We start from the raw sequence: 21298 nt of genomic DNA, 5'->3' as shown, positions 1-21298 counted from the left end.
AGTTCAGATCCTTTTGTTCACGTCACCGCTCGCGGCTTTCACTTATCTTTTTTATTGATTTAATGTTTTTTACTTAGCGGACATACCGGCCGACAAGTAAGGAATCAGTAGGTCAACGACAGACTTCACGTCCACCTCTTTTTCAAATTTGCTTTCTGCAATCTCGGTTAACGCTTGGCTCGATGCCATAGTGAAAACACAAGTGCCAAGTGTGAAATGCAATCTCCAGAAAAGTTGTTCTTCGCTCATTTCAGGGTTTGCCTTCATGATGGAGAACATAAACAGGTTCAACACTTCTTCATATCTTGTACTGATAAACCAACGTAAATGGCCTTGTACATCGGTGTATCCTCGACCAATCAGCAACATAAACAATGCTGTGCCGTTCGGTCTCACGTCATTCAGTGCACGCAGAGGTAAACGTAGCGATTCAAACACTTCATCCATGTTGTAATCGTCGCGTGTGTTTAACTCGATCAAAGACGTTTTGATGCTCGGCATTAGCGCCTCTAGATATCGGTCTAGTACTGCCCTTACAAGTGTTTTCTTGTCGCCAAAGTGGTAGTTGACCGAAGCTAGGTTCACGTTCGCCTTGCCAGTAATGGTTCTCAGTGATGTGTCATTGAAGCCGTATTCTGCAAATAGTCCTTCTGCTACATCGAGTATTTTTTCTTTTGTTGTACTTCTCGGGGCCATTTCAATCACTCGTATTAAACAACTGTTTGAAAATATACTCCCGAAACTTGAGATTAACAAATGATTAACATCACATTTTCACTCATTGGTCTGACCAGACAAGGAAAGTGTGCAGTTAACGAGATGAATTTAAAGCGGTTCTTGTTTTGTGAAAAAAACTTCTAAAAAAAATGGAACTGTTTGGAATTGTTCCGGTCTGAATTACTGTAACAACTAGGGCATTTAAAGTTTTACTGGCCGTCAAACTTGTTTCTATCTAGTTGCTACATTGCTGCTTTTTCTTATTAACTCCTATGTTTGTATCCGCCCAGACACTTTTTCGTCTGGGCTTTTTTTCGTCTGTCGTTTGAAGCTTTGTCAAATGACTTTCCTCTGGATACAAAAAAGCCTCCCGATATGGGAGGCTTTAAAATGTAATCGTCTTTTCTTACGCTTTTTCTACCGCTACTTCTTCTGCCGCTTTCTTTGGTAGAGAGAAGTGCAATAGCGCATAACCGAGCACTGCCGCCGTTGTTGAGCCCATCAAGATACCTAGTCGAGCATAAGTATCGAACTCAGGACTTACATTACCGAATGCCAGTGATGAGATGAAGATCGACATCGTAAAGCCGATACCACACAGCACCGATACAGCGAAGATGTGCATAAAGTTCACGCCCTCTGGCAACTTAGCAATACCCATTTTCACAGCAGCCCAGCTGAATGTGAAGATACCAAGTGGCTTACCAACCAACAGACCCAGTGCAATACCTAGAGGTAGCATAGAAGTTAGACCGGACATCGACACGCCCTCTAGCGAGATACCAGCGTTTGCAAAAGCAAACAGAGGCAAGATACCGAATGCTACGTATGGGTGCAGTGCGTGCTCCATGTGTTTCAGTGGAGAGTGCTCGCCCTTCTTACCTTTAAGTGGGATAGCAAAACCGATTACTACACCTGCTAGTGTTGCGTGTACACCAGATTTCAGTACGGCAAACCAAAGGATCGCACCAACTATCATATACGGCGTTAACTTGGTGACGTTTTTCGCGTTCAGCATAAAGAGCACGCCCGTCATGATAAAGCCAACCACCAATGCCATTGTCGATAGATCGCCTGTGTAGAAAAGCGCGATGATAACAACAACACCAAGGTCATCGATAATAGCCAATGCCAGTAGGAAAACCTTCAGGCTAATTGGCACACGCTTACCAAGAAGCGCCATGATACCTAGAGCGAAAGCAATGTCTGTTGCAGCTGGGATTGCCCAACCAGAAATCGCCTCTGGGTCACCAGCGTTAAATGCAACATAAACAAGTGCCGGAGCCAACATACCGCCTACCGCTGCAATAGCAGGGAAGATTGCGGTTTCTTTCGATTTTAGTGCGCCTTCAAGTAGCTCGCGCTTTACTTCAAGACCGATTAGTAGGAAGAACACAGCCATCAGGCCATCGTTGATCCAGTGAGAAACTGACATACCAAATACATAAGTATGCAGCATAGCTTGATAAGTTTCGCCAAGTGGGGTGTTAGCAATGGTCATCGCAATTGCAGCAGCAATTACTAGAAGAATACCACCAGCGGATTCCATTTTGAAAAAGTCACGAATGACATCGTTCATGATTTCGCCCTTATATTTATTATCTTAATAAACGATTAACAAAGAATGATGAGAGTGTATAGCTGCTGAAAATTTTAGAATAATCGCTTGTTTAGAGTTTAAACTTCGATTTTTCCGATGTTTCATTTACGAAACATCGTATTTTTCAACAAGAACATAATTATTTACAAGACCTGCCTATCTCCTTATAAGCTCAATCTATTAACATAGACTACTATTAAGTTAGTATAATATCTGATGAATTTTCGTGATTAACGTGCGGTTTTGCGTCGAAAACTGCGTGTTTCATTAACAAAAAAGCCACCCTTCTGGATGGCTTTTTTCGTATTTTAGTAACCGGTGAGTTGCATAAATCCCCAGGCTTCATTGGACCCCGAAGCAAGTATCGGACCTTCCCAATATGGAATCACAAAAGGCAGCCACATGTCCGATTTTATGATCCTCGTCGTCAAATTAATCTTCTGCTCGGGGACATTAATGATCCACTGCAGCGGTAAACGTCGTCCATTAGACAAGTTGGTCACCTGTAGTGGCGTCATGGTTAAATCTTTTTCGGTAAGGTTAATCACCTTGCCAGAACGTGTTGATAGTGTGCCAAATAGATGTGGCACCTGACCATTGTGTCGATAGCGGCTTACTGTCAATGCGCGGCCATCATCAAGATTAAATACAAACCAATCCCAACCTTGCTGCCCTTCGCCAATCAGACCGCTTCCCCACTCTTTCTGCGTCCATCCAGAACCAGAGACAGGAATTTCACGACCATTTAAGGTCAGTGTACCTTTTACATTAAGGAACGGCGCACTGAAGCTGAAAGAAGCAATGGATTGAAGTGCGTGTTTAACTTGGAAGCCCTGATCACCATTTACGACAAATGGACCATTGGTTGTGGTGTTCAAATCAAGCGCAAACGTGTCGGTAGTTACGTCTAGGTTACCCGGAAATGGAGTAGAGCCTAGTGCTCGCCAGTTCCAGTTATCAATCCACAAGCGGAACGGGCGATTCGTCATACCAGCCTGTCCAATACCGCCTCGTGCAACTCTCTGCTCTTTCCACACATGAGAGCCAGAGCTCACAACGATATGGGAGATAAACAATTGTGGGTTCTGCCAACCACGAGTATCGCGTTCGTCCGTAGCCACTCGGAAGTAGCTCCATTGAACGTTATATACTTTGCCGTTCTTGTCTTGAACTTTGGCAAAGTAGTTCCACCATTCATGTTGATAGTCAGGGTGGAAACGAAAATCCTGCGGTAACGAAACATGTTGATCTGGTAGCACCGGCTCAAAGATGGTTTTGCTCTCGCGTTTTAGAACATCGCTGATCTCACTTTGTTCTGTTGCTGTCGCTTCTGCCCAATGTGTAACGTACAAAGTCACACCCGCTAATGCGATAAACACAACAAACACCAGAGCAGAAATAGAAAACGTCTTTTTTGGGGTCATCTTCTTCATTACAACGCATCCCTTAACGATTTCATCGGTGTACTCTTGATCATTCTTATCACAGGCAGTGCCCCTGCAATCATGATGGCCAACATCGCCCAAGCAATCGTCTGAACGTATTCCCAAGGAATGGTTTGAAGCTCTAACGACCAGCCGAAGGACTGCTTAATGATGATATCGACAATCAAGTGCGCCAACGCTAAGCCCAGTGGAACCGCGATAATCGCAGAAATCATACCGAAGGCGAACAACTGTAAACCACCTAATAAGACGAGTTCTTTACCTGAAACGCCCATACACCGCAACAAAGAGAAATGTCGTTGACGAGAAAGCTCACCCGCGAGCGTTGCGAAGAACAAACCAAACACAGCAATAATCAACGTAATGTTGCCCAGCGTACCCGCGATTGCAAAGGTATGGTCAAACACGCGCATGGCTTGGTTATAGATATTGTTATTGTCAAACACTCGATCTTGCGACAGACGGAATACGTTTTCTAGTCGACGCTTTAGGCCTTCGCCATTCACGTTGTCTTCGAGCAAGACGCCAAGTCCAACGTTGCCAGAGCCTGCGAACGCATACAGCCAATTTCGATGCGACATCATGACTTGATTATATGGGTTACCATAGTCGTAGTAGACACCGACGACTTGCCACCCTCCCCCTAATGGAGGTTGCAGGTCTATGTAATCACCAGGGCGAATGTCGAGCTTTAAAGCCATGGATTCACTTACCATCAAACTCTTAGAGTGATGTAAATGATACCAATAGTTAGGCACACCAAGTTTCACGGTTAGAGAGTCCAACTCGCCCTCAGAAGAGCCTGTACTCACAACCTGCAAAGCACCACGTTCAGTCGGTACGTCTTTTTCCCAACGCCACCAAACCGAATCAACCTCTGGCTGCTCTTTTAACCAAGAACTCATACGTGCTGCAGAGTTGTTGGTTGGATAAATATAGAGATCGGCCGCTAAGCGTTGACTCAACCATTTGTCCGTCGTATCGCGGAAGCTACCCACCATGGTTTCAACACCAATGTTTGCAGCAAGTGCAAGCATAAATGCCATGGTCGCTACGCCTCGGTAACTCATACTTGCCGCCGCGTCAGCAAAGAACCAACGCACACGAACCCATCGTAATGAATAAGAGAAGCTTTGGAACATGTGCCACATTAGGAACGGCATAAACAACGCTACACTGATCAGCATTAGCGCGATAATCGCGAAACCTGACTCTTGCGTTTTTGGTGCCTGATAAACCGCAACAGCAGCCACACAGAACCCGCAGGCCGCAAATGCTTGCCAAGAGAACTCACGCCCAGCAAAACGCATTAGGGACAAGCGAGAAGATAAGCGAATAGGTTGTGATTTTAATAAGCGGATCAACGGCCACAGACAGGAAATCAAGGCACCTAAGGCCGACATAGCCAAACTGTATAGGCTGGATTCCCAAGACCAACCAATCGTCAGCCCTACATTGGCATCGTATAAATCACTCAAGCTTGATGAAACGGCTGGAATAAGCTCGTTAGCTAGAATCAAACCGAAGAAATTACCACATGCCCAAGCGACAAGAACAAGTATGGTCAGCTCCAGCATCAAAGCTTGTGCCAGTTGCATACCATTCACACCGGTTTGACGAAGGATCCCCACCAAACGTTGACGTTGAATGAAAGACAAAGACATCGCTTGGTAGAAGATGAACAAGCCAACTAGGAACGATAGCATGCCCATTGCTGTCAGGTTCATGTGGAATGCTTTCGTCAAAGATTCCAATTCTGAGCGGCTATTACGTACCAGCGTCATGCCATTTGGCAGCATATTTTTCAGCGCTACTACCTTCTCTTCTGGCATTTCGCCACAAGCAATCGCGGACAAGCCAGAGCTGCGCTTTAACATTCGAAGAAGCGAAATGTCCGTCACTAAGCGCGTGCCTGAAAGTAAGTTGTCGCTGTCGACTTTCAACGGCCCTAATCTGCTGCCATCGTTAAGGGTAATAAAATCACCATCATTCCATGACATGTGAGACGCTAAGTCTTGGCTCACTAAAATTGGGTAAGGCGGCGTCATCAACGTCAGCATAGGAAGGTCTTTTAGCGACTTTCCTTGCTGCAAAGGCAGTAACGCAACAGGATCTACCCCAACCAACATAAGGCTTAAGTCGGCTTTGGTATCGAGATGAAGAACATCGAATGGCGCGCACTGATTAAAACCAGCACGTCGAAGTTGAATGTAAAAACCCTGAGGGATTTTATTAGCTGAATGCTTGGTACGAATACGGTAAGGCAAAGGGTTTGAAAAGAGTTTCTCACCGGTTTCGTAGCTCTGTTTTGCGTGTTGGTTAATCGATGTCACACCAACAAGAAGTGATACACCTAAGGTTAAACCAAGCCAAACAAGAATAATTTGAAGTGGATAGCGACGGTAATGACCGAGTAGTGCCTTAACTACGGGCCATAACATGCAGCTGTCCTCCTTGAAGACGAATTCTACCTTCCATGTGCTCTGCAACTTTCTCACTGTGCGTAACCAACAGCAGCGTACACTCTAATTGACGTGCTAGGCTGGTTAGTAGACGCATTACCGCTTCAGCATTACGCTCATCCAAGCTACCTGTCGGCTCATCGGCAAGCAGGATTTTCGGCTCCATATACAAAGCACGAGCAATCGCAGCACGTTGTTGCTGACCACCAGACACTTCTTCAGGGTAACGACCTAAAAGCGGCATAAGATCGAGAGCAGAAAGAATTTGACGCCACAAGCCTTTGTCTTCTGGTAAGCCTTTTAATTGGCGGCAGAAACGGATGTTGTCAGCGATATTCAAGGTAGGAAGCAGGTTGAACTGCTGGAAGATATTTCCAATGTTGTTGCGGCGGTAGAGTGTTCTAAGATGTTCAGGTGCGCTATGCATTGCAAAGCTTGGGTATTGGATCTCGCCCGAATCGGCAGTATCAAGACCTGCGATAAGGTTAAGGAGCGTACTTTTCCCCGATCCACTTTCACCCATTAATGCGACTTGTTCACCTTGTTGTAATGTTAATTCTGCCCCTTGTAGTACAGGATGAAACTCTCCCCCGTCTACATAGCCTTTACATAGGTCTGACAGTTTTAACATTGATTTTGCCGCTCAAATGGTGTTTAAAAATTGGAATCAGAATCTACACTAAAATCCTGTTGGTAGGAAGTATTTTGAATAGTTGATCACACTATCAGAGTACAAATGCAACTTGTCTCGCGACCCTTCCTAAGCATCGATCAAATTTTTCATCCATTTCTTGCTCGCCATGCGGTGTAGGCATGTCCCCCACTTCACGACTTCTTCGGTCAAAAACAGTAAATAAACCCATTGCGGCTCAAAGCCTAAATAGATAGCACCGAATGCGGCTAATGGAATACTTATTACCCATTGTGCGATCAGATCTTGGTACAAACAGAACTTCACATCCCCACCCGCCCGAAGCACGCCGACAATAGCCATCATAGGAACAGAACGAAGTACCACCCCGACAGCAAGAATCACCATAAACTGTTCAGCTAGGTGGCGCGTTTCCGGCGTCAGAGCACTAAAAGCATCGAGAATAAGTTGGTTTGAGAGCAGAAGTAAAATCGCGACAACGATGGCTATCAACACATTGAGAATCACGGTTGCCCACGCTTGATAGTAAACCGGACCAAAGTTCTTGGCGCCTAATTGATTACCCACCAATACCGCAGCAGCGTTAGATGAACCGATCATCATAGCAAGAGCAATCGACTCTACCGGTGTCATTACTGACAATGCCGCTAAGCCTTGCACGCCTGCTTGTCCCATAATCGCGTGATAAGCAAACAAGCCGCCCGCCCATGCTAGGAAGTTAAATGTTGTCGGAAGGGAAAGTTTTAGGAAACGGGTGATTTTATCCAACACTAAGTTGGCACGAATGTCGTCCAAACCAAAAGCAATGATGTGTTTTTTAAACCACAGGTAACTGAATAAACAAGTTACCTCAATAGCACCACTGATGACGGTGGCAATGGCAGCCCCTTTAATACCCATCGCAGGAAAGCCAAATTGCCCAAAAATAAGCACCCAGTTAAGGAAGATGTTGGAAAGAATGCCGATGCCGCTAAAAAACGTACTTAGTCCCGGTTGATGCATGGCGCGCAGACCCACCGCCATACTTGCGACACAAGCTACAGCGAACATACTAACCGATGAAATAACGAGATAATCAGCACCAAGGCGAATCACTTCTTCCGAATCTGTCGTCAAGCGCATGATTGGTTCTGGGAATAGTACGAATAACACCACCGTCAGGGCAGCGAATACCATGGAGATCATCCACGTCAGCGACGTACTTTGCCTTACACCTACTTTGTTTCCCGCTCCCCAGTACTGCGCTGTTAACAACGCACCGCCAGTTGTTACGCCAAGGAGCATGATGGTCGTAACGAATGTCGCTCTTGCTGCAACGCCAACCGCAGCAATTTCCGCCTCGCCCAATTGACCGAGCATCAAAACGTCTACCAAGCTTCGGCTGGAGAACATCATGCTCTGTAAAGTGATGGGTAATGCGATGGCAAATAGTCGACGTAAAAACGACTTATCGGCATGAGTAACCAGTTGTGAGAAAAAAGTCATGCACGCTCCGACGACAACTTATTGATAGAACGAGAAAAGTGTCTCATGATTATACCCAGTGGTGACTAATCCACCAGCAATAAAAAGGACTCAGAATGAAAAAGGTGTTGGTACTTGGGGCTTCAGGATACATTGGCTCACAGCTTCTTCCACAGCTACTCGACAAAGGTTACATTGTCACGGCAGCCGCACGTCATATAGACTATTTAGAATCTCGAACTCAACCACACCCTAATCTCACACTCACTTATTTAGACCTCGCAGACGCAGAAGCGACACTCGAAGTCGTAAATGATTTTGATTTGGTGTTCTTCCTTGTGCACGGTATGGCGCAAGGTCACGACTTTGTTGAGTACGAATTAAACCTCGCAGAGAACTTCAAAAATGCGCTTGAGAAAAGTCGTGTAGAACACGTGATCTACTTGAGTGCGATTCAGCCACAAACCGGCAACTCTCAACACTTAGCAGCACGTAAAGCAACGGGGAAGATCATTCGCCAAGCTGGCATTCCTGTTACCGAGCTTCGTGCAGGCGTGATTATTGGGCCGGGGTCTGCGGCATTCGAGATCATGCGTGACTTCGTCTACAACCTGCCAATTCTAATTGCGCCTAAGTGGGTCGACTCCAAAGCCAACCCAATCGCCCTACCCAACCTCAATCACTACTTGCTTAAACTGGCAGAAACTAAACCGACAGAAAGTGAGATCTATGAAGTTGGTGGGCCGGATACATTAAGTTATCGCGAGCAATTTGAAGTCATTTGTAAAATCACGAAAAAACCTTACCGGCTTTGGTCAACCCCACTGCTGACACCCAAAATGGCATCGTATTGGTTAGCCATTGTGACATCAGTTCCTGCAAGCATTGGTAAAGCGCTGCTAGCTGGTTTGGAGCACGATTACATTGCTGATACCAAAGCCATTCACGAACGATTTCCACAAGAGCTAATCAGCTATGAGCAATCCGTAGCGGACACCATCGCTACGGAAGGAACTTTTGTGCGCAGTAACGTATGGGGGTTTGAACCAGCAGCACTCAAACGTTGGCAACCGGGCTACGGCTATTATCCAAAACAGGCAGGAGCAAGCATTAAGACAAAAGCCTCGGCAGAATCACTTTGGAAGGTAGCACAAAAGATCGGGAGCCCTGAAAAAGGCTATTACTTTGCCAACATCCTTTGGCGCACCCGAGAGTGGCTTGATATCTTCTTTGGTGGAGGGAAACCCATTCGAGTTTCACCACCAGGGCCAGAGCTCAAAGTGGGTGATTTCATTGATTCATGGAAGGTTATTCGCTGCGAAGAGAACCAGTTCCTTTCACTGTTTTTCGGTATGAAAGGCCCGGGACTTGGCCGTTTAGAAATTACGATCAAAGACGATGGCGAAGAGCGTGAATTTGATATCACCGCATGGTGGCATCCGCAGGGCTTCCCCGGTTTGCTTTATTGGTTTGCGATGATGCCAGCACACCTATTCATCTTCAAAGGTATGGTAAAAGCGATCGCCAAAGAAGCAGATCATTTAGAGCAGGAGTAACACCATTACATTTGGCCGCTCATAGCACTTCCAAACAAAGCAAATAAAGACGATTTGAGAGTGCTATTGAAAAGGTTCTATATTGATTAACACTGTGTAAATTTAATTGAATTTATTTCAGTGTAATCCCCATATTATTCTTAGCTCATACCTTTTTAGACCGGCTTTGTTCTGAACTTAGTGACTATACGTTAAGCAGATTTTGGAATCACAATGGGCAATCGATACATCATTAGCAGCAAACACCACGATAACTTTATGCTTCGTCAGCAACATGTCGATAAGATCGCGTTGGTGACTGAGGGAGGCGGCCAGCGAGGCATTTTTACTGCAGGCGTGTTAGATGCCTTCCTACATGCTGATTTCAATCCTTTTGATTTGCTAATTGGTACTTCTGCTGGCTCTCTCAACCTAGCCTCGTATGTCTGTGGGCATCAAGGGCATGCCTACAAAATCATCACAGAAACAACACGACGCCCTGAGTTCTTTAAACTCACGAAATACTTGCTCAATGGGGAAGGATTTGACTTAGATTTTTTAGTAGACAATGCCGAGACAAGCATCCCGTTAAACTGGGAAAAAGGTTCTGATTTACTCAAAACAAAGCAAGTCGTCGCCGTCGCGACACACGCACGAAACCTAACAACAGAGTGTTTTGATGTCACCGTTGATAATTGGAAGGATGTACTTAGAGCATCTTGTGCGATTCCCGCTCTACACAAAAAGCCGGTTGTGTTTAATGGCGCACGTTGGTTAGACGGCGGTGTTTCTGCACCAATCCCAGTAGAAGAAGCTTATCGTCGAGGTTACAAACACATCGTGGTAATCCGAACGATGCCCATCGACTTTGACGAGCATCACCCTCTAATAGAAGCCGTGCTAAAGCGCGCGCCATCCAAAACAATGAGTGAGCTATCAGCTATATTGCTCAAACACGAAGAAACTTATCGACAAACTCGACGCTTTCTCGCCTTTCCTCCTGATGATGTAAACATTTACGAAATCTCTCCGGCACGGAACTTACAATCTTCGGTTGTTGAGAGTACGAAAAAACAACTCGATGCGGATTATTTGCACGGAGCTCAACTGGGCCGCTTGTTTGTGACCAGCATAGGAAGAAAACTCAATATTCCTCACAAACCCTATAAACGCTATCACCCCATTACCTCGGAGTTGAGTCACCATAACCATAATTATCACCAACAAATAGATGATGTATGGCAAAACAGAAAGAGCGGTTACTTCAAAGGCGCGATGAATAATGATATCGCTTGGATCAACGTGAACCCTCAAAACCATACAAGAACGTTAGTCATTGTTCAGGGGCGAAATGAATCGTTTTGGAAGTACAAAGAAGTCATTTACGAACTCAGCCAATACTTCAATATCTATTCCTTTGATCATCGGGGTCAGGGAGAGTCGCAACGCTTGGCAGAGCACAGCGAACTTGGACATGTGGACCAATTTGAGCATTATGTTGAAGACTTGGCTCAGTTTCTTGAAGAGGTTGTAGAGAGCCAACATAAAGACGAAGTTATGATGCTCGCCCACTCGATGGGAGGCGCTGTCGCAACTCAATACCTCGCGAGCTATGAGCACAACGTTAAAGCGTGCGCCCTAACAAGCCCAATGTTTGGTATCAAGTTACCCAAAGTGGTTGGCGGCATTCAAACGGCAACGATTAAACTCATCAGTCAACTTCAGAAAACACCGAATTTCGCCCCTACCCAGACGGCATTTGTGACCAAAACCTTTGAAGGTAATGACCATACAAGTAGCCCTAATCGCTTCAAAGCCTACAGTGATTTGTTAAGCAACCACCCCAACCTGAGACTCGGTGGTGTTAGCCCTAAGTGGATTAGCGAAGCCGTTGCTGCGGGTAAAAATTGTTTAGCTCAAGCCAAAGACATTAAAACGCCGATTTTAATCGTGCAACCAGAGGGGGATAACGTTGTGTCCTTGCCTGCCCAAGACTTATTCAATGAGCATTGTGCCAGTTCGAGGCTTTTAAGCATTCCTCATGCAAGGCATGACATTTTAATTGAATCCGACCGATATCGAGATTGGGCCCTGAAGCGAATCATGAACTTCTACGATCACAGCCATAAGTTTGTTTAATCGCTTGATAGAAGTGAATGCCATGCCCTCAAAAACAAAAAAGCGTACACACCACAGTATGTACGCTTTTGAGAGCCGTAATCTCCGATAAGTAACGTTTTTCGCTCACCTCAAGGTGAAGCTCGGTTACTTATTGAGATGCTAAATACGGTCTAGTCAGCTTTAAATGACAGCGGGATCTCTGCCAGCTGATTGCCTTCGTTTGCTGGGAAGATCAGGTACTCACCGTGGTATTTCACCATGGATTTGTAGTCCGTCACTTTATGAACCATATAACCCGCTTGTGATGCTTTTTCGACAAACTCAGCGTGGTTGCCACGAACAAACCAGCTCATTGGTTTAACGAGTAGCTCACCATCAAAACAGCTTTCGCACTGATCGGCACACAACGCCAGAGAATTTTGCCCCTCTGTGAAGATTTGCACTTTGCCACAACCAACCAGTTGCTCAGACGTAGACACTTCCCAACCCGCTTGTTCCATTGCATCAAGAAACGCTTCAATGTCAGAATCTTTGATCACTTTAGGCTCTTCACCTTCTGGGAAAAACTGCGCGTAAAAGCCAGAGATGCGTTTGAAGATGAATAGCAAACCCGCATCATTACCTTTTGAGCGACCAGCTTTTTGCCAACGCGTTAAATCATCACCCACAGTGCGACCAAAACGTTGTGATTTCAGCGCCTTGGTTACCCAACGAACTAAGTAATGGTTGTTCGCTACTGGCGCATTCGCCAATTTACCTGAGCGATGCTCCTGGTCTAAATCCGCCAGAGCAGCGTTAACTAAGTTTTGAATTTCTTTGGTGTAATTAGACATTACGCCTTTCTTCCTAAAGTCCAATAAAACAGTGCAGACAGCACTGAACAAGCAAACATAACGATGATCATCGGCCACGACACGCCACCCGGCATTGCTGCAACGAGTGCACCAATCAATGAGCCCGTACCGAAGCGCAGTGTACCCGCAAGCGAAGATGCCGTACCCGCCATTGTTGGGTAGCCGCTAAGTAGCAACGCCATCGAGTTACTACCAATCGTAGACAAAGTACCGATAAACAGCACAACGAATGGCACGATTCCCCATAAACCGAGATCAAGCATCCAGCCAACAAACAGACCAATACCCGCAATCAACTGAATCGTTAAACCAAAGCGAAGCATGGCGTGTGAACCAACTTTCTTGACCAAGCGGCCGTTCAGGCTGGTCATGATGATCATCGCGATGATGTTCAAACCAAATAGGTAACCGAATTGGTCCGGTCGAACACCATATAAATCAATATAAACAAACGAACCCGCAGTCAGGAATGCAAACATACCCGAGAACGAAAACCCACCTGAAAGCATTAAACCTAATGCCTCAGGGTTAGAACACAGACGCGCATAGTTGCGAATCGTAGTTCTAAATCTTAGTGGCTGACGGTTTTCTGGTTTCAGCGTTTCTGGGATCATCCATAGAACCAGCAAAATCACCACAACGGCAAAAATAGCTAGAACCCAGAAGATCGAGCGCCAACCGAACCAGATAGCAAGGTGACCACCAATCATCGGCGCTACCAGAGGCGCAATCGTGATCACCAAGGTCACGAATGACATTGCACGCGCGAAATCTTCACGGTCAAACATATCACGCACGACCGCTTGAATGATCACAGCAGCCGCAGCGCCAGCAAAACCTTGTGCAGTGCGCACATAAGTTAGCGCATCAATACCGTTAGTGGTTGCACTGACTACCGCTGCCAAACCAAAAAAGAGCACACCTAAAATGAGTACTGGTCGGCGACCGTAGCTGTCTGCTAAAGGACCGTGAATTAACTGACCTATAGCAAAACCTGCCGTATAAGCCGTTAATGTAATTTGTACCGCACCTGGGGTTACGCCAAGATCTTTTGCGATGGTTGGCATAGCTGGCAGATACATATCGATAGCAAGTGGCGTCAACGCACCAATAGCACCGAGTACAAGAAACAATAAAAAACTGATTTGTGACTGGGGAGCACTTTGGGCTTTTTCTGTCATTGCTTTACCTCTTGTTGTGTCCTCCCATCAACATTCCACATTGATTGAGATAGATGATTGACGCTTCTCCTACCCTGAATTCGTAGTAGTTACGGAGACAGAGCATAGTTTCCTTACTAATGAGAAGATCATAAAAGACGAAAGTATACCAAGACGGTCTTGACTAACTCGACGCTATAACCTGCATGATCAGTATGCAGAACGACAAAATAACCGAGCTAAAACGAAGAGGCGGTGACGTTAACACCGTCTGTACTTATCGTCAGTAAGGACCAACAAGAGAAAAGACTTTTCTCAGATTAAATACAGTTCTGCCTGCGTTTACGAGCGGCGAATGTGCGTCTTGTTCAGACACTAAGACATATTTGGTAGGAACCCTCATTTTGAGCGATTTCCTACCAAAACACTAGTTCCTATCGGGAATTAAACAATTTCCCAGAACAGCAATTATTTCCGAATAGAATGGATTACTTCCAAACTGATTCGACTTCTTCTTCGGTTAAGAATCGGTAATCACCCGGCTCCAATGCTTCATCAAGCACGATAGAACCAATACGTTCACGATGTAAGTGCTCTACTTTATTGCCGAGTGCAGCAAACATGCGTTTCACTTGGTGGTATTTACCTTCCACAATCGTTAGAAGTACTTCGTTTTCTGCTTCGTTGACGATTTCTAGGTGTGCTGGCAGTGTCGCTTCACGCTCGTTACGTAGCTCAATGCCTTCAGCAAACTTCTCAACATAATCAGGTTGAATCGCATCCACTAGCCATACACGGTACGTCTTTTCACATTTGTGTTTTGGTGACGTAATACGGTGCGACCACTGACCGTCGTCTGTGATCAACACAAGACCGGTTGTGTCCACATCCAGACGACCAGCAAAGTGAAGGTTCTCTACCTTTGGCTCATCAAGTAACACGAATGCAGTTGGGTTGTGCCCATCTTCATGTGAACATACAAAGTCCGCAGGTTTGTACAGCATGATGTAACGAGGACCAGGAGCACCAACTTCGCGTCCTTCCCACTCAACTACACCACCTTCTGGCACTTTGAAAGCGCCACTCTTTTGTACTTCACCATCAACCGTTACTTCACCACTTTTGATGATCTTCGTTGCCTGCTTGCGAGTCGCGCCCAGTGCATCACACAAATATTTATCTAAACGCATGAATACCTCTAATGTTTAAGGTCGGGTATTATAGCGATCCTAATTCGAATAGTTGAGCAATTTCACAGATTTTCATGTACACCCTTCGACCATACCAAGCCGACTCTGTAAAAGCGGTGATTCACTATTTTCGTAAACACTCCACACCAGCGGTCATTGTGCTGCCTACAGGTGCGGGGAAAAGCTTGGTCATTGCAGAGTTAGCAAGGCTTGCCAAAGGTCGAGTACTGGTACTTGCTCACGTAAAAGAGCTAGTGGAACAGAACCACGCCAAGTACGAAGGCTACGGACTAAAAGGTTCAATTTTCTCAGCAGGGCTTGGGCGAAAAGAAACCGATCAACAAGTGGTGTTTGCGTCGGTGCAATCTGTGGTTCGTAATCTGGATTCCTTCAAGAACCAGTTTTCTTTGCTCGTTATTGATGAATGCCATCGCGTGCCAGACGAAAAAACCAGTAGCTATCAAAAAGTCATTACTCACCTGAGAGAGCTTAACCCGGGCATTAAAGTGTTGGGCTTAACCGCAACACCATATCGCTTAGGTATGGGTTGGATTTACCAGTATCACACCCGTGGGCAGGTTCGCACTGAAGAATCACGCTTTTTCCGCGACTGTATCTTCGAGCTCCCTATCCGTTATTTACTAGACGAAAACTTCCTAACACCAGCACGTATGATGGATGCGCCCGTCTTGTCTTATGACTTCTCGCAGCTAAAACCGGCTAACACAGGTCGATACAAAGAAGCTGAAATGGACATGGTGATCGACAAAGCCAAACGTGCGACGCCACAAATCGTTGAGCAAATCATTCAATACGCCAACGAACGTAAAGGCGTCATGGTGTTTGCTGCCACAGTTCGCCATGCGCAAGAAATCCATGGATTACTGCCTGAAGGTGAAACCGCAATTGTGATTGGTGATACGCCAACACCTGAGCGCGATGCCATCATTCAGTCGTTCAAGAATCGAGAGATAAAGTACTTGGTTAACGTGTCCGTTTTAACCACAGGTTTCGACGCGCCACATGTGGATTTAATCGCGATTCTGCGCCCAACCGAGTCGGTCAGTTTATATCAACAAATTGTTGGTCGTGGTTTGCGTCTGTCGGAAGGCAAATCTGAATGTTTAGTTCTGGATTACGCTGGCAACAGCTATGACTTATATCAACCTGAAGTGGGCGACCCTAAGCCCGATTCCACCAGCGAAATTATCACCATTCCTTGTCCTGCTTGCGGCTTTAATAACAACTTCTGGGGCAAGTTAGACAGCAACGGCTTTTTGCTTGAGCACTTTGGTCGTCGCTGCCAAGGATATTTTGAAGATGATGAAACCGGAGAGCGCGAACACTGTGGTTATCGCTTTAGAGCCAAATATTGTGGTGAATGTGGCGCAGATAACGACATTGCAGCGCGTATTTGTCATGAATGCGATGCCACTCTTGTCGATCCAGATAAAAAACTCAAAGAAGCGTTAAACCTGAAAGATGCGCTGATCTTCGAATGTACAGAAATGGAATTGTCGGTATTTAAGTCCAGTGACGGTAAGTCACAACTAAAAGTGACGTACTCTGGTGAAACCTATCAAGGCGAAGGCAATGCATTGGTGCATGAGTTCTGGTCACTGAATACCAAGAAACAAAAGCAAACCTTCAAAGACCAGTTTGTGCGCCCTCACCTTGCCGACAAACATCGCCCATTTGAAGAAGCATCACCAACGAAAGTGGTGGCAAACCAACATCGTTTCCGTTTACCTCAATTTGTGATTGCTCGTAAATCAGGTCGTTTCTGGAAGCTTCGTGATAAGATCTTCGAAGACGAACTCAAGCAGTAAAAATTCAAGTATCGTCCAGCTATAAAATGACAAACAGCGCCCACTTCAGCGCTGTTTCACTTTAAGACTTAGACTCAAATGCCCTTGTACTGATACATGTCTTGATCGGCGAGTTCAATCACATCAAGCAAAGACTCGTCACTCGTTCCTTTAGCCACCCCTGTCGTCACACCAACCTCTATACCATAACGCACTAAAGGTCGTGCAGCGATGCTATCTCGCAAATTGGCAGCAAGCTCCTCTGCAGACTCTAGCGGGCAATGTGGCATAACAACCACAAACTCATCACCACCAAGGCGAATCAACCAATCACTCTGCCTAAAGGTCGACTTCATCATTCTTGCAATATGAATAAGCGCTAGGTCACCCGCTTTATGTCCATAGGTATCATTGATTTGCTTAAACTTTTTACCATCGATAAGAATCACCGAATAGTGTCCATCTTTAAGTGCGTCTTCAAAGTCCTGATCTTCAAATACCTTGCGATTGTACAACTCGGTCAGCTCATCCCGACTGGCACTTTTAATCGCATGCGCTAAGTGATCCCTGTGCTTTATATTGGAAGAGTAAAGGCGGTGATAAGTTCGAACCAAAACCCAAGTCACCAGCAACACCCAAAGGTTATCGATGATCACCTTCACGACAGGCAATTGATAGATCACCACGCTGACGTTATCAAGCGGCAATATTAGCCCTCCAGCGAGATCATAAAACGGGTAATTTGCATGCCCGATAGTGACGTAATAGTGCCCGTTCACTTTCTCCGTCGATAAGCTCTGCCCTTCCAAAAACTCATAGTTCACGTGAACTTCAACGACCACATCACCAACGATGCTCCCGTCACTATAAACAGGACTTGAGATGCTGAAGGTCGTTTCTCCCGTCTCGGTGTTATTAAAGTTTTCAGAAAAGACAACTCGGTCGGCTAAATCAGAGTCATGCATATTCAAGGTGCAATCGCGAGTTTGACTGCATAAAGCGGGATCGAACATCGAAGGCTCAATAGCAAGGTTGTCCCCTGCTTTCGAGAAGATAAGCTTTTGCCCTGTGTAAGAGCGATAATAAATGTGAACGTTGGGTCTTTCCGCAAGCTCGCGGTTGTACTGATAAAGGTCTTCTAATACGGTGAACGCAATCCTTTCGCTGTGATTGAGCTCGTCATCGTTTAGCGATTTAACTCGTTGCGATTGGTTTATATGATCTGATGTAAGGGAAACTGGAGAATCGTGTTTTAGGTCAGATTGAATTCTCAATCCAGTTAGGACCGCAGTGCTTTTGTAGAGCTCCAGATAATTGGCGATAGAAGCAAACTCTTTTTCACTGCGATTGATCGCCCAAAAGCTCATCGAAGAAACGACAGCAACATAGACCAGTAACGAAATGACCAGAGGATTTTTCGACAGTTTAAACAGAAGCATTCTCTACCCTAAGAACTCCATGCATACACTAGGAACTGCACCGAGCCATCCAATTAAAATGCCCTATCATTTGTCCAGACCAATTATATGTAATATTTATATCAGCAGCGTATAGCGCGAAAAATATACATTTGTTAGGTTTTTGTTTATAGGCATATTGCGAAATGCAAATCCGACCAGTGCCTAATTACTGTTAAATCTCTCTATAAGCCATTTAAATTACAGAAATTATTTTTTTATCGTAACGAAGGTAGAAAAATTTGAACTCGATTTCGTATTCACTTTCCATTCATGTACGAGCCGATATAATTTTGCTAACTCTCCGAAAAAGGCTTTGCTATGTCTACATCCTTCACACCACGCAAGCTGCCTGTGCTGCTAGGTTTAGTACCGCTTTTATTGTCTGCACCAAGCTTTGCGTCTCACCATGATCATCATGATGACAAAGACGGTCATGCCATTGTTCGTGACGTCGAAAAACCAGGAACACGAATCGAGTTCGATGAAGATCAGGATGAAGTCTACCGCGCCGTTCAGAAAGGCTATATTCGCCCTTTCTCTGATATGTATGAAGCAGTGGAGAATGATCTGTATGGGCGTATTATTAAAGTAGAACTTGAAGAAGACGATGATGAGTGGGTATACGAGCTGAAAATCCTGTTCAATGACAGCGTAATCAAAGTGGAATACGACGCAGCAACGCTGGAAATGCTCGAAATCAAAGGCCGTAACTTTAATAAAGCACTCAAGCCACAGTAATCAATCGCAAGCACTGTGCACTAATAACCTGATCATTCATAACCTGATCAATCATAAATAGTCACTAAGCATAATAAGAAGAAAGAATATGAAAATACTTGTTGTCGAAGATGAGCCTCGCCTAGGCGAACAGATTTTAGAAACGTTAGAAAACAATGGCTGGGTGCCAGAGCTTTCTCAAGATGGCATCGATGCTTTGTATCGCGCTACTTCTGAAGAATGGGATGCGATCGTACTCGACCTTGGTTTACCAAAACTCGATGGTTTGACGGTTCTAAAAGGCATTCGAGACGAAAACATTAATACACCCGTGGTAATTTTGAGTGCGCGTGACACTCTATCTCAACGTGTTGAAGGTTTGAATGCAGGTGCCGACGACTATCTAACTAAACCATTTGAAATGGTGGAACTTACTGCACGTCTCCGCGCTCAACTGCGTCGTGCTTCAGGTAACGCATCACCTGTAATGCAGATTGGTGATTTAAGCTTAGATACGCGCTCATCAAAAGTTCTATGGCAAGGCCAAGCTGTCAGCTTAACCGCGCTAGAGTACAAAGTGGTGGCGTACTTCATGCACAATCCTGAAAAAGTTATTTCTCGTACCGAGTTGGTCGAACACATCTATAAGCAAGATTTCGACCGCGACTCAAACACCATTGAAGTGTTCATCGGTCGTATTCGTAAGAAAATCGCACCGAAAATCATCAAGACCGTTCGTGGCTTGGGGTATCAACTGAATGCCGAATAAAGCAAGGCCTTCCATACATGTACTTAAGCGGCTCAGTATCAAGAGTCGCTTAGTTTTAGCTGCGGTCGTTTGGCTGACCGCAATGATCCTTGCTGCTGGCGTAACAATCCCTACTCAAGTGTATAGCTACATGGTGGACGACACTCGTTCGCAATTGAATGTTTACATGGACGAAATCGCCGCCCAGCTTGAAGTCGACAGCAAAGGCAAACTCACCCTCCCTACCCAACTTTCAGACCCAAGATTTAGCCGCCCATACAGTGGCTTATACTGGAGCGCTTCTACTGAGACGAGCTTAGAACGCTCTCGCTCTCTGTGGGACAAAAAAATCGAATACAAAGGATTGGATAAAGATGCTTTTGGCGCGCGCGATGAAAAGCTCATCACGTTGAAGAAGACCCTTTACCTTCCTGATTATGATGGCCCTATTGATGTCATCATTGGTATCGACGAAGACCCAATTGAAGGCACGATTCAATCTTTAACCGGGCAACTTTGGATTATCTTGGGATTGCTGTTTGCTGGCGTGCTCGCCGTTATCTTGCTGCAAATTGCGTGGTCTCTGAGCCCGTTGACCAAGCTACAAAGAGAGTTGGCCGAACTGAAATCTGGTAATAAAAAAGGCTTGGAAGAAGAGTACCCGAAAGAAATTTCGCCGCTAATCTCAGACCTCAACGCCCTGTTATTCCATTATCAAGAACTGCTTGAGCGTGCTCGTAACCATGCAGGGAACTTGTCCCACGCGCTGAAAACGCCGCTTTCGGTTTTGAAAAACGAAGTGCAAACCTTAAAGCCCGAAGAGCAAGATCGCTTGAACGCGCCAATCACGCAGATTCAACAGCACATCGACTATCACTTAGGTCGTGCTCGTATGGCTGGTTCAATGAACATCCTTTCGGTGAAATCGAACCCTTCAGTGCGTGTTGATGCCATTTCGATGGCGTTTGATAAAGTCTATGCACATCGTGATGTCACATTGATTAACGAGCTCGATTCTGAACTGAATGTGGCAGTAGAGAAAACTGACCTTGATGAGATGGTGGGTAACTTGCTAGAAAACGGCTACAAGTGGGCAAACAGCATCATTCGTGTTCATTCAACCTTGGACAAAGACAACATTCACATCGTTATTGAAGATGATGGCCCGGGGATTCCTGCTGAGCAACTATGCCAAGTGATTAAGCGAGGTTATCGACTGGATGAAACCACTCCGGGTTCTGGTTTGGGTTTGAACATCGTGAATGAAATGGCACACAGTTACCGAGGCCAACTTGAACTCTCAGAAAGTAAAATGGGCGGTTTAAAAGCCACCCTCATTTTGCAAAAGAGTCGAGCTTAAATCAC

The 21298-nt window shown here is 45.4% G+C and carries 16 protein-coding genes; 6 read left to right on the top strand and 10 right to left on the bottom strand.

The features are described from left to right. Positions 1–69: 69 nt before the first annotated feature. From VCHENC03_RS14125 to VCHENC03_RS14150, 6 genes are all read right to left on the bottom strand, one after another. Positions 70–696: a TetR/AcrR family transcriptional regulator gene (locus tag VCHENC03_RS14125; protein ID WP_009705826.1), complete on the bottom strand. Its 627-nt coding sequence runs from the start codon at positions 694–696 to the stop codon at positions 70–72. A 427-nt stretch (positions 697–1123) separates the two neighbouring features. After that, the gene (nhaA, locus tag VCHENC03_RS14130; RefSeq protein WP_009705825.1) at positions 1124–2296 is read right to left on the bottom strand and encodes a Na+/H+ antiporter NhaA; all 1173 of its coding nucleotides are present in this window, start codon (positions 2294–2296) and stop codon (positions 1124–1126) included. A 329-nt stretch (positions 2297–2625) separates the two neighbouring features. After that, on the bottom strand, positions 2626–3750 hold the full coding sequence (locus VCHENC03_RS14135; protein ID WP_009705824.1) for a lipocalin-like domain-containing protein: 1125 nt from the start codon (positions 3748–3750) through the stop codon (positions 2626–2628). Beyond that, positions 3750–6203 carry an ABC transporter permease gene (locus VCHENC03_RS14140; RefSeq protein ID WP_009705823.1) on the bottom strand — a complete coding sequence of 818 codons (2454 nt, stop codon included), beginning with the start codon at positions 6201–6203 and terminating at the stop codon, positions 3750–3752. Before VCHENC03_RS14140 ends, VCHENC03_RS14135 begins: the two co-directional genes overlap by 1 nt. Continuing rightward, positions 6184–6855, bottom strand: coding sequence for an ABC transporter ATP-binding protein (locus tag VCHENC03_RS14145; protein ID WP_005428554.1), 672 nt, complete (start codon positions 6853–6855; stop codon positions 6184–6186). Before VCHENC03_RS14145 ends, VCHENC03_RS14140 begins: the two co-directional genes overlap by 20 nt. A 129-nt stretch (positions 6856–6984) precedes the next feature. Further along, entirely contained in the window at positions 6985–8361 is a 1377-nt protein-coding gene (locus VCHENC03_RS14150) for an MATE family efflux transporter (protein ID WP_009705822.1), read from the bottom strand. 95 nt (positions 8362–8456) lie between these two features. Here VCHENC03_RS14150 and VCHENC03_RS14155 point away from each other — a divergent pair, with 95 nt between their 5' ends. Continuing rightward, positions 8457–9896 carry a DUF2867 domain-containing protein gene (locus VCHENC03_RS14155; RefSeq protein ID WP_009705821.1) on the top strand — a complete coding sequence of 480 codons (1440 nt, stop codon included), beginning with the start codon at positions 8457–8459 and terminating at the stop codon, positions 9894–9896. A 213-nt stretch (positions 9897–10109) separates the two neighbouring features. Beyond that, positions 10110–12014 carry an alpha/beta fold hydrolase gene (locus VCHENC03_RS14160; RefSeq protein WP_009705820.1) on the top strand — a complete coding sequence of 635 codons (1905 nt, stop codon included), beginning with the start codon at positions 10110–10112 and terminating at the stop codon, positions 12012–12014. Between the two features lie 152 nt (positions 12015–12166). On the opposite strand, the gene VCHENC03_RS14165 is transcribed toward VCHENC03_RS14160, so the two are convergent. The 3 genes from VCHENC03_RS14165 to rsuA form a co-directional block, all read right to left on the bottom strand. Further along, complete coding sequence (locus tag VCHENC03_RS14165; protein ID WP_005442263.1) at positions 12167–12829, bottom strand: DUF2913 family protein; 663 nt, start codon at positions 12827–12829, stop codon at positions 12167–12169. Then, positions 12829–14031 (bottom strand): Bcr/CflA family multidrug efflux MFS transporter, encoded by a 1203-nt coding sequence (locus VCHENC03_RS14170; protein WP_009705819.1) that lies wholly within the window; start codon positions 14029–14031, stop codon positions 12829–12831. The genes VCHENC03_RS14165 and VCHENC03_RS14170 overlap by 1 nt, the downstream gene beginning before the upstream one ends. Positions 14032–14498: 467 nt before the next feature. Further along, positions 14499–15200, bottom strand: coding sequence for a 16S rRNA pseudouridine(516) synthase RsuA (gene rsuA / locus VCHENC03_RS14175; protein ID WP_009705818.1), 702 nt, complete (start codon positions 15198–15200; stop codon positions 14499–14501). A gap of 74 nt (positions 15201–15274) precedes the next feature. Here rsuA and VCHENC03_RS14180 point away from each other — a divergent pair, with 74 nt between their 5' ends. Further along, positions 15275–17029: a DEAD/DEAH box helicase gene (locus VCHENC03_RS14180; protein WP_009705817.1), complete on the top strand. Its 1755-nt coding sequence runs from the start codon at positions 15275–15277 to the stop codon at positions 17027–17029. Positions 17030–17103: 74 nt separating this feature from the next. Here VCHENC03_RS14180 and VCHENC03_RS14185 read toward each other — a convergent pair whose 3' ends face one another. Next, a complete protein-coding gene (locus VCHENC03_RS14185; RefSeq protein WP_009705816.1) occupies positions 17104–18447 on the bottom strand; it encodes a GGDEF domain-containing protein in 1344 nt (447 codons plus the stop codon). A 339-nt stretch (positions 18448–18786) separates the two neighbouring features. Between VCHENC03_RS14185 and VCHENC03_RS14190 the strand changes: the two genes are divergently transcribed. The 3 genes from VCHENC03_RS14190 to VCHENC03_RS14200 all read left to right on the top strand — a co-directional run bounded on the left by VCHENC03_RS14190 (position 18787) and on the right by VCHENC03_RS14200 (position 21293). Then, positions 18787–19206 (top strand): PepSY domain-containing protein, encoded by a 420-nt coding sequence (locus VCHENC03_RS14190; RefSeq protein ID WP_005442271.1) that lies wholly within the window; start codon positions 18787–18789, stop codon positions 19204–19206. 88 nt (positions 19207–19294) lie between these two features. Then, entirely contained in the window at positions 19295–19954 is a 660-nt protein-coding gene (locus VCHENC03_RS14195) for a response regulator transcription factor (RefSeq protein ID WP_005442273.1), read from the top strand. Next, the gene (locus VCHENC03_RS14200) at positions 19944–21293 is read left to right on the top strand and encodes an ATP-binding protein (RefSeq protein ID WP_032802688.1); all 1350 of its coding nucleotides are present in this window, start codon (positions 19944–19946) and stop codon (positions 21291–21293) included. Before VCHENC03_RS14195 ends, VCHENC03_RS14200 begins: the two co-directional genes overlap by 11 nt. Positions 21294–21298 lie beyond the last annotated feature (5 nt).

The organism is Vibrio sp. HENC-03, assembly GCF_000305755.2.
Taxonomy (GTDB): domain Bacteria; phylum Pseudomonadota; class Gammaproteobacteria; order Enterobacterales; family Vibrionaceae; genus Vibrio; species Vibrio owensii.
Note: the sequence above shows the minus strand (reverse complement) of the source record. Positions and strands in the feature narration are given on the sequence as shown.

What these genes read in the sequence shown, in the direction of transcription:
- VCHENC03_RS14125 (WP_009705826.1), bottom strand. Translation starts at nt 696, where the DNA reads ATGGCCCCGAGAAGTACAACAAAAGAAAAAATACTCGATGTAGCAGAA.
- VCHENC03_RS14185 (WP_009705816.1), bottom strand. Translation starts at nt 18,447, where the DNA reads ATGCTTCTGTTTAAACTGTCGAAAAATCCTCTGGTCATTTCGTTACTG.
- VCHENC03_RS14145 (WP_005428554.1), bottom strand. Translation starts at nt 6,855, where the DNA reads ATGTTAAAACTGTCAGACCTATGTAAAGGCTATGTAGACGGGGGAGAG.
- VCHENC03_RS14135 (WP_009705824.1), bottom strand. Translation starts at nt 3,750, where the DNA reads ATGAAGAAGATGACCCCAAAAAAGACGTTTTCTATTTCTGCTCTGGTG.
- rsuA (WP_009705818.1), bottom strand. Translation starts at nt 15,200, where the DNA reads ATGCGTTTAGATAAATATTTGTGTGATGCACTGGGCGCGACTCGCAAG.
- VCHENC03_RS14140 (WP_009705823.1), bottom strand. Translation starts at nt 6,203, where the DNA reads ATGTTATGGCCCGTAGTTAAGGCACTACTCGGTCATTACCGTCGCTAT.
- VCHENC03_RS14180 (WP_009705817.1), top strand. Translation starts at nt 15,275, where the DNA reads ATGTACACCCTTCGACCATACCAAGCCGACTCTGTAAAAGCGGTGATT.
- VCHENC03_RS14155 (WP_009705821.1), top strand. Translation starts at nt 8,457, where the DNA reads ATGAAAAAGGTGTTGGTACTTGGGGCTTCAGGATACATTGGCTCACAG.
- VCHENC03_RS14190 (WP_005442271.1), top strand. Translation starts at nt 18,787, where the DNA reads ATGTCTACATCCTTCACACCACGCAAGCTGCCTGTGCTGCTAGGTTTA.
- VCHENC03_RS14195 (WP_005442273.1), top strand. Translation starts at nt 19,295, where the DNA reads ATGAAAATACTTGTTGTCGAAGATGAGCCTCGCCTAGGCGAACAGATT.
- VCHENC03_RS14200 (WP_032802688.1), top strand. Translation starts at nt 19,944, where the DNA reads ATGCCGAATAAAGCAAGGCCTTCCATACATGTACTTAAGCGGCTCAGT.
- VCHENC03_RS14165 (WP_005442263.1), bottom strand. Translation starts at nt 12,829, where the DNA reads ATGTCTAATTACACCAAAGAAATTCAAAACTTAGTTAACGCTGCTCTG.
- VCHENC03_RS14150 (WP_009705822.1), bottom strand. Translation starts at nt 8,361, where the DNA reads ATGACTTTTTTCTCACAACTGGTTACTCATGCCGATAAGTCGTTTTTA.
- nhaA (WP_009705825.1), bottom strand. Translation starts at nt 2,296, where the DNA reads ATGAACGATGTCATTCGTGACTTTTTCAAAATGGAATCCGCTGGTGGT.
- VCHENC03_RS14160 (WP_009705820.1), top strand. Translation starts at nt 10,110, where the DNA reads ATGGGCAATCGATACATCATTAGCAGCAAACACCACGATAACTTTATG.
- VCHENC03_RS14170 (WP_009705819.1), bottom strand. Translation starts at nt 14,031, where the DNA reads ATGACAGAAAAAGCCCAAAGTGCTCCCCAGTCACAAATCAGTTTTTTA.